The 8,071-nt window shown below is 64.4% G+C and carries 6 protein-coding genes and 1 pseudogene; 5 read left to right on the top strand and 2 right to left on the bottom strand.

All coding sequences use genetic code 11. The features are described 5' to 3' along the window. Window positions 1-148: 148 nt before the first annotated feature. The 3 genes from ACQRAG_RS11710 to bioA all read left to right on the top strand — a co-directional run bounded on the left by ACQRAG_RS11710 (window position 149) and on the right by bioA (window position 3,778). On the top strand, window positions 149-547 hold the full coding sequence (locus ACQRAG_RS11710) for a MucR family transcriptional regulator (RefSeq protein ID WP_040368935.1): 399 nt from the start codon (window positions 149-151) through the stop codon (window positions 545-547). Between the two features lie 160 nt (window positions 548-707). Further along, the gene (gene bioB / locus ACQRAG_RS11705) at window positions 708-1,655 is read left to right on the top strand and encodes a biotin synthase BioB (RefSeq protein ID WP_168934584.1); all 948 of its coding nucleotides are present in this window, start codon (window positions 708-710) and stop codon (window positions 1,653-1,655) included. After that, window positions 1,652-3,778: an adenosylmethionine--8-amino-7-oxononanoate transaminase gene (gene bioA, locus ACQRAG_RS11700; protein ID WP_427803602.1), complete on the top strand. Its 2,127-nt coding sequence runs from the start codon at window positions 1,652-1,654 to the stop codon at window positions 3,776-3,778. The genes bioB and bioA overlap by 4 nt, the downstream gene beginning before the upstream one ends. A gap of 245 nt (window positions 3,779-4,023) precedes the next feature. Here bioA and ACQRAG_RS11695 read toward each other — a convergent pair whose 3' ends face one another. Together ACQRAG_RS11695 and ACQRAG_RS11690 are read right to left on the bottom strand one after the other, a co-directional pair. Next, window positions 4,024-4,254 (bottom strand): hypothetical protein, encoded by a 231-nt coding sequence (locus ACQRAG_RS11695; RefSeq protein ID WP_304021425.1) that lies wholly within the window; start codon window positions 4,252-4,254, stop codon window positions 4,024-4,026. Then, window positions 4,232-4,729, bottom strand: a complete 498-nt coding sequence (locus tag ACQRAG_RS11690; RefSeq protein WP_304021429.1) for a hypothetical protein — start codon at window positions 4,727-4,729, stop codon at window positions 4,232-4,234. Before ACQRAG_RS11690 ends, ACQRAG_RS11695 begins: the two co-directional genes overlap by 23 nt. A gap of 108 nt (window positions 4,730-4,837) precedes the next feature. On the opposite strand from ACQRAG_RS11690, the gene ACQRAG_RS11685 reads away from it, so the two are divergent. Together ACQRAG_RS11685 and ACQRAG_RS11680 are read left to right on the top strand one after the other, a co-directional pair. After that, a complete protein-coding gene (locus ACQRAG_RS11685) occupies window positions 4,838-6,613 on the top strand; it encodes a formate--tetrahydrofolate ligase (RefSeq protein WP_427803601.1) in 1,776 nt (591 codons plus the stop codon). Window positions 6,614-7,204: 591 nt separating this feature from the next. Continuing rightward, window positions 7,205-8,071: pseudogene (locus ACQRAG_RS11680) on the top strand (VWA domain-containing protein); the annotation flags it as partial.

The raw sequence follows: 8,071 nt of genomic DNA, 5'->3' as shown, positions 1-8,071 counted from the left end.
AACCCATCCTGGCGAAAAATATACGATTTTGCGTTTCGTCTTTGTTGACGAAACGCTGTCGTCTATTGTACCCAGTAAAAGTTGTTGAAATTGGCGCAACGAGGGGAATGCAATTCCACTGTTGCAGGCTATACGCATGAGGTACACCATGGATGATTATTTGAAAGAAGCACTGGAAATTGCCAGGGCGCAGGCCAGCGTGCGCGTCATGTCGGAAGAAGAAATCACTTCGTTTATCCAGAAAGTGGCTGCCGGTATCCGTACCGTCGCCGAGGGCGAAATGCCTGTGGAGCTGGATTCCGCCGACATGCAGCAGGATGCCCGCAAGTCCATCAAGGAAAAGTCTGTAACGTGTCTTGAATGCGGCAAGACTTTCAAGATCCTCACCAAGCGCCATCTGGCCATGCACGGCATGGATGCCGCGGCCTATCGCGAAAAGTGGGGCTTCAAGAAAGATACGCCTCTGGTGTGCAAGGCGCTGCAGCGCGAGCGTCGCCGCAAAATGAAAGACATGAAGCTGTGGGAAAAGCGTCGCAAGGCCCAATAGCACAAACACCCGCCGCCCGGCGGGTTTTTTCTTTTACCGGAAGGGCATATGCTGCTCTGGTACAGCATATGCCTTCCGGGGGAGCATGATGCTCCCACCTCTCCGGACAGGCATCGACTCTGTCCCCTTCGTCCCAAGCATTCCCCCAAGGATCCATCACATGAACCATCCTGTTTTTCCCGTACCCGCCACGCCCGCTGAAGCGGTCCGTCTTCTTGATGCGCCGCTGGAGGCCCTGCTGGACAGCGCCGCTGCCCTGCGCGAGCGGCATCACGGCAAGCGCATCAGCCTGTGCGCCATCATCAATGCCCGCAGCGGCGATTGCGGCATGGACTGCCGTTTCTGTTCCCAGAGCAGCCACAACCACACGCCCATCGCCCATTTCCCCTTTCTGGAGGCCGCCGAACTGCGTGAACGCATCCTGCGGCTGGCTGCCTGGCCCGTGCGCCGTATCGGCATCGTGACCAGCGGAGGGGCCCTGGAAGAGCAGGAACTGCATTGCCTGCTGGCTGTGGTGCGTGACCTGCCGGAAGACGTGCGCCGCCGGGTCTGCACCTCGCTGGGGCGGTTGCCGGAAAAACATCTGCGCGAACTGGAACAGGCCGGTGTGCGCCGCTACCATCATAATCTGGAGACATCGCGTGCCTATTATCCCCGCATCTGTTCCACACAGCTCTGGGACCAGCGTCGGGATACGGTGCTGCGTGCGCAGGCAACGGGCCTTTCGGTCTGCGCCGGCGGGCTGTTCGGCCTGGGCGAGAGCTGGGAGGACAGGATGGACTTTGCCTTCAGCCTCCGGGAGCTGGGCGTGCGCCATGTGCCCATGAATTTTCTGCATCCCCATCCGCAGACGCCGCTGGCCGCACAGCCCCTGCTGGAACCGGAGGAGGCCCTGCGCATCATCGCCCTGTTCCGACACATCCTGCCCGAAGCCAGCCTGCGCATCTGCGGCGGACGGCCCGAGACCTTGCGGGAGCGCCAGGGCGACATGTTCCGGGCCGGGGCCGACGCCCTGATGACCGGTGACTACCTGACCACGCAGGGCATGGGCGTGGAAGAGGACATCCGCATGATCGAAGCCGCGGGGCTGGAGGTGGCACGTCCATGAGTGCTGGAAAGATGACAGCGGGTCGCCCCGGCGACAGGGGCCCCGTACAGGGATTTTTCGTGACCGGCACCGGGACGGACGTGGGCAAGACCGCGTTCACGGCGGCCTTGCTGCGAGCCCTGCGTGGCCGGGGCGTGGCGGCCCAGGCCCTCAAGCCCGTCCAGACCGGTGTGCGGCCAGAGCAGCTGGCGACCTCCGCTCTGGCCGACGGCGTGGCCTACGCGCGCGCCGTGGCCGACCTGCCGCCCTTGCCCCCGGCGCCTGCGGCGACCCTGCACTGTTTCCGTCTGCCCGCCTCGCCGCATCTGGCGGCAGGGGAAGAAGGGCAGCGCCTGACGGTGGCCGGGCTGGCCGAGGATGTCCGGGCCCACTGGCAGGAGACGGAGACCTCCCTGCTGCTGGTGGAAGGTGCGGGCGGCATGGCTGTCCCCATCAATGAGGAAGAAGACACGCTGGATTTCATGGCGGCCCTGGATCTGCCTGTCCTGCTGGTGGGCAGCAACTGTCTGGGCGCGCTCAACCATGTGTTGCTCTCCCTGCAGGCCCTGCGCCTGAAGGGACTGCGCCCGGCGGCGGTGGTCCTGATGGCGCCGGAAGAGCCGGAAGGACTGAGCGCCGGGGAACGGCATGACCGGGAACGGATACTGGCCGACAATCCTGAATTTTTGCGTCGCCGTCTGGCGGCCTGGGGCGAGGATGCGCCGGTGGTCGTCCTGCCCCGTGTGGCCCGGCTGGATGCGGCGGGCTGGCAGGAGCTGGCCGATGCCTGCGCCGTGCTGCTGCCTGCGCTGTCCCGGCATGTGCCGTCCCTGACAGGACAGGCGGCAGCCGTGGGCAACGAAGAGCCCCTGCCGCTGCGGGACAGGCGCATCCTCTGGCATCCGTACACGTCCGTGGTGGATCCTTTGCCGGTCTTCGCGGCCGCGCGCAGCCACCACAACCGCATCGTGCTGGACGACGGCCGGGAGCTGGTGGACGGCATGTCCTCGTGGTGGACGGCCATTCACGGCTACAACCATCCGCGTCTGGTGGCTGCGGCCCAGCGGCAGGCCGGGAGGATGCCGCATGTGATGTTCGGCGGTCTGACCCATGCGCCTGCCGTGGAGCTGGGCGAACGCCTGCTGACCATGCTGCCGCAGGGCCTGGCGCGTGTCTTTCTGGCGGATTCCGGCTCCGTGTCGGTGGAAGTGGCCTTGAAGATGGCCCTGCAATACCAGCAGGGCATCGGCCAGAAGCAGCGCACCTGCTTCCTCACGCCCCGGGGCGGTTATCACGGCGATACCACCGGCGCCATGTCGGTGTGCGATCCCGTGACCGGAATGCATTGCCTGTTCACGCATATGCTGCCGCGCCAGATCTTCATGGAACGGCCTTCCTGCCGTTTCGACCAGCCTTTCGATCCGGCCAGCCTGGATGACGCCCGCCGCATCTTCGCGGAGCAGGGCGAGCGCATCGCGGCGGTCATCCTTGAGCCGCTGGTGCAGGGCGCGGGCGGCATGTGGTTCTATCATCCCGACTATCTGCGCGGCATGGCCCGCCTGTGCCGTGAGCACGGGGCCCTGCTGGTCTTCGACGAGATCGCCACGGGCTTTGGCCGTACCGGGACGCTGTTCGCCGCGGAGAGGGCCGGTGTCTGCCCGGACATCCTGTGCTGCGGCAAGGCCCTGACCGGCGGCGTCATGACGCTGGCCGCCACGGCCTGCACGGAAGAAGTGGCCCAGGGCATCTGCCGGGACGGCATGGTCTTCATGCACGGGCCCACGTTCATGGGCAACGCCCTGGCCTGTGCCGTGGCCTGCGCCAGCCTGGACATCCTGGCTGAAGGGCGTTGGCAGGAGCAGGTGGCCATGCTGGAAACGGCCCTGACAGCGGGCCTGGCTCCCTGCCGGGAACTGCCGCAGGTGGAAGACGTACGTGTGCTGGGCAGCATCGGCGTAGTGGAGACCACCCGGCCGGTGAATATGGCCGCCATGCAGGACTTTTTCGTGCGGCGGGGCGTCTGGATACGGCCCTTCAACCGTTTGGTCTATGTGATGCCGCCCTATGTGAGTCCCCGCGAGGACGTGGAGCGCCTCTGCGCGGCCATGCACGATGTGCTGTCCCTGCCCGGCATGCTGGCGTAGGGCAGGGGAGTTCTTGCGAAAACATATCCTGATGATGGCAAAGGCCCCGTCTGCCGATGGCAGGCGGGGCCTTTGCGGAATGACGCGTGGGGAAAGGGCCTGAGGGGCGAGGGGCCCATCTCGTGTACCGGCAATAGGCTCAAGGGGCCGTAGGGGGCCGGGCCGTTGCGCCACAGGGAACTGCGGGCATCAAGAGCCGCACGCCCGGAGGAAGGTTCTCCTTCCCTCAAAAAATATTTTTCCCGTTACTTTTTTTCACCTTCGAGGGCGGCCCCCGCACCGGCCAGCAGGCCTATCTGGCCGCGAAAGATGACCTTGGTGGCCGTCTCGTCGGCCAGTTCGGCCACGTCCATGAATTTTTCCAGCAGCTCCAGCAGATAGTAGCGGTCGTTTTCGCAGCCGTCCTTGAAATCGGTCTCCAGCTCGCCGGAGCGCATGTAATTCTCGAATTCTTCAAGATCTTTCACTGTCAGCATGGTCGTTCTCCTGTAGCCTCCGGAGACGGCGCAGGCCGCAGGCTCCCAGCATGCGGGCCAGGGCCAGTACCGTGTCGATCTCCTCGCGGCTGATATGGTCATAGTGGATGCCCGCGCTGACACATACCGTGGCCTTCAGCGCACGGCAATAGTTCCGCGCCAGCGGCAGGGCGGCCTTGTCGTCGTGGTGCCCTGTACGGCGCAGGACATGCAGGCGCACGCCATCTTCCGTCCCGGAAGAGGCGGTGTCGGACATGACGCCCGGTCGTGACCTGCCCCCGGCGGTGCGGGCGGACATGGCTTCCGGGACGTCCGGGGGCAGGGCGTTTGCGGGCTCGGCCAGGATCACGGCACCGATATGGGCATCGCCGCCGGTCAGCAGCAATTGCCAGTCCTGCCCGGCGGGCAGCAGGCGCAGTTCCAGGGCCAGCCGGCCGTGCGTGCAGCGCAAAAGAAAGGGCTGGGATCTTTCCATCCGCAAAGCATGCTGCAGATGGCATGCAAAGGCAAGCCGGAGGCAGGCATTTGCTTGACCCAAAGCCCTGTAAAAGGGTAAGAACAGGCAAACAAAAAAGGAGAAGCCATGGCTCTTGATCCCACCAAGCACCCTGACTGGCAGATCGCCCAGGATGCCGAAAAATCTATGAAAACTGTGGAAACCCTGGCTGCCGAGCTGGGGCTTGAGAAGGACGAGCTGCTGCCTTACGGCCACTACATGGGCAAGATCGAGCAACAGGCGGTGCTGCGCCGTCTGGCTGACAGGCCCAATGGCAAATATGTGGACGTGACCGCCATCACGCCGACCCCGCTGGGCGAAGGCAAGTCCACCACTACCATCGGTCTGGTGCAGGGCCTCTCCAAGCGTGGTGTCAAAACCACGGCGGCCATCCGCCAGCCTTCGGGCGGCCCCACCATGGGCATGAAGGGCTCCGCTGCGGGCGGCGGTCTGGCCCAGTGCATCCCGCTGACCCCGTATTCCCTGAATTTCACCGGCGACATCCACGCCATCACCTCGGCCCACAACCTGGCCATGGTGGCCCTGACCTCGCGCATGCAGCACGAGCGCAACTATGACGACGAAAAGCTGGAACGCCTGTCCGGCATGCGCCGCCTCAACATCGATCCCACCCGCGTGGGCATGGGCTGGGCCATGGACTTCTGCTGTCAGGCCCTGCGCAACGTCATCATCGGCATCGAAGGCGACGGCCGCCGCAACGACGGTTTCATGATGCGTTCGCGCTTCGACATCACGGCCGCCTCGGAGATCATGTCCATCATGTCCCTGGCCCGCGACCTGCCCGACCTGCGCAAGCGTCTGTCGCGCGTGGTGCTGGCTTTTGACCGCGCCGGCAATCCCGTGACCACCGCCGACCTGGAAGTGGACGGCGCCATGATGGCCTGGCTGCTGGAAGCCAGCAAACCCAACCTGATCCAGACCATCGAGGGCCAGCCCGTGCTGGTGCACGCCGGTCCCTTCGGCAACATCGCCCTGGGCCAGAGCTCCATCATCGCCGACCGCGTGGCCCTCAAGCTCAGCGACATCCATGTGACGGAATCCGGCTTCGGTTCCGAGATCGGTTACGAAAAGTTCTGGAACGTCAAGTGCCATATGAGCGGTCTCAAGCCCGATGCCGCCGTCATCGTGGCCACGGTGCGCGCCCTCAAGAACCACGGCGGCGCCCAGCCGCCCATGCCCGGCCGTCCGCTGCCCGAACCCTACACCCGTGAAGACGTGGGCCTGGTGGAAGCCGGCTGCGTGAACCTGCTGCGTCACATCGGCATCGTGCGCCGTTCCGGCGTGTCGCCCGTGGTCTGCATCAACGCTTTCGCTACCGACAGCAAGAACGAGATCGCCGCCATCCGCCGCATCTGCGAAGAAGCTGGCGCGCGCGTGGCCCTGTCCGAGCATTGGCTCAAGGGCGGCGACGGTGCCCTGGAACTGGCCGATGCCGTCATGGATGCCTGCAACGAGCCCAACAACTTCGCGCCCCTGTACGACTGGTCCATGCCCTTCGAACAGCGCATCGAGACCATCGCCAAGGAAGTCTACGGCGCCGACGGCGTGGAATTCTCCTCGCTGGCCAAGCAGCGCATCAAGGATCTGCAAGCCCGTCCCGACGCCGAAGAGCTGGGCATCTGCATGGTCAAGACCCAGTACTCCCTGTCCGACAATCCCGCTCTCAAGGGCGCGCCCACGGGCTGGCGCCTGCATGTGCGCGACTGCCTGTTCTACGGCGGCGCGGGCCTGGTGGTGCCGGTGGCCGGCGACATCAGCCTCATGCCCGGTACGGGGTCGCGTCCGGCCTTCCGCAATGTGGACGTGGATCTGGAATCCGGCCAGGTGACCGGCCTGTTCTAGGCCTGTTCTGACAGGACGCCTTTTCTTGAGACCTCCCGCGCGGGCTGCCCTGCCGGGAGGTCTCCTTTTGTCTCCTGGAGAGCGTTCTTGCCGGCCGGCTGGGGAGGGCCAGCCTGTGGTGGTCGGGCGGCAGCCGGGGAGGCCGATGGGGATGGGGCCTGCGGTCAGGGCGCTGGCCGGCACGCTGCCGCTTTTTTACCTGACGGCGATCCGGCGGGCCGCGTCCGCCTGCCCCGGGCTGCCTCCCCCGGCGACGGTTTTTCTGGCCGCCGTCGGCGCTGCCGGGCATGATGCCCCTTGACAGCACCGGCACAAAAATAGTATCTGTTCGCATCTGGCTGTCACTGATGGATGGCCTGTAGCGTTCCTGCCTGATTCCAGGGATTTGCGTCATCGTGTTCCTTACAGGGGCAAAGTATATGCAATCATCTGGCATGGCAGGATTTTTTTATGTCTTCCCCCTGCCTTTCGCCGGACGCTCCCTGAGCGTGCCTTGCAAAGCCGAGCCCTGTCCCGAGCCCTTTCGGTACGGGGCTTTTGCGTTTCCATATTTTTTGACAGATCACACTATTTTTTCTTCGGGGGTCCCTCATGGCCGATATCCGTCTTGCCAAGCCTGCCGCTGGTACCACACAGACCGTCCCCAGCGCTCCTAACGGACGCTTCATCTTCGACTTCCCCGCGGATGCGGCGACGCTGACCCGCAATGGCGACGATCTTGTCCTGACTTTTGAGGATGGCTCTTCCATCCAGTTGCAGGGCTTCTACACCACCTATTCCAAGGAAGAGATGCCTTCCTTCCAGGTGGAAGGTGTGGAGATCAGCGGGCAGGATTTCTTCGCGGCCCTTGGCGAAGACCTGATGCCCGCCGCCGGTCCCGCCGCCAGCAGTGCCTCGCGCAGCGGCCGCTATAACGAGTACGGCGGCAGCGATCTGCTGGACGGCATCGATCATCTGGGTCGTCTGGATATCGGTTTCGATGGCGGCACGCAGCTTGCTACGGATACGGTGGAGCCCAGCGCCCCGGAAGTCGATATCGACTACGAGGTGACCATCACCGGCGGGATCGGCGCGGATGGCAGCGAGATGACGGTGTACGAATCCGGCCTGGCGGGCGGTACTCAGGCTGGTGAGGCCGAGGCGCCCGTTACGGCCAACGGCTCCCTGGCCATCAATGCCCCTGACGGCGTGGCTTCCATCGTCATCGGCAACGTGGTGGTTTTTGCAAACGGCAAGCTGACCGGCAACGTTGTGACCACAGATGAAGGCACCCTGGCCGTGACGGGCTATGACCCTGTCACGGGCAAGCTGGAGTTCAGCTATACGCTCGACAGGAACACCACGGAACATGACAAGAGCGATCCCGCTACGGACACGCAGATCTCTCATGATTTGACCGTGACGGTGACGGATACGGACGGCGACAGCGACAGTACGACCATCACGGTGAACGTGGTG

Source organism: Desulfovibrio sp. SGI.230 (genome assembly GCF_050313065.1).
Classification (GTDB): Bacteria; Desulfobacterota; Desulfovibrionia; order Desulfovibrionales; family Desulfovibrionaceae; genus Desulfovibrio.
Note: the sequence above shows the minus strand (reverse complement) of the source record. Positions and strands in the feature narration are given on the sequence as shown.

Excerpts from the sequence above, each read along its gene's own strand:
- ACQRAG_RS11685 (WP_427803601.1), top strand. The coding sequence starts at position 4,838 with ATGGCTCTTGATCCCACCAAGCACCCTGACTGGCAGATCGCCCAGGAT.
- ACQRAG_RS11695 (WP_304021425.1), bottom strand. The coding sequence starts at position 4,254 with ATGCTGACAGTGAAAGATCTTGAAGAATTCGAGAATTACATGCGCTCC.
- ACQRAG_RS11710 (WP_040368935.1), top strand. The coding sequence starts at position 149 with ATGGATGATTATTTGAAAGAAGCACTGGAAATTGCCAGGGCGCAGGCC.
- bioA (WP_427803602.1), top strand. The coding sequence starts at position 1,652 with ATGAGTGCTGGAAAGATGACAGCGGGTCGCCCCGGCGACAGGGGCCCC.
- bioB (WP_168934584.1), top strand. The coding sequence starts at position 708 with ATGAACCATCCTGTTTTTCCCGTACCCGCCACGCCCGCTGAAGCGGTC.
- ACQRAG_RS11690 (WP_304021429.1), bottom strand. The coding sequence starts at position 4,729 with ATGGAAAGATCCCAGCCCTTTCTTTTGCGCTGCACGCACGGCCGGCTG.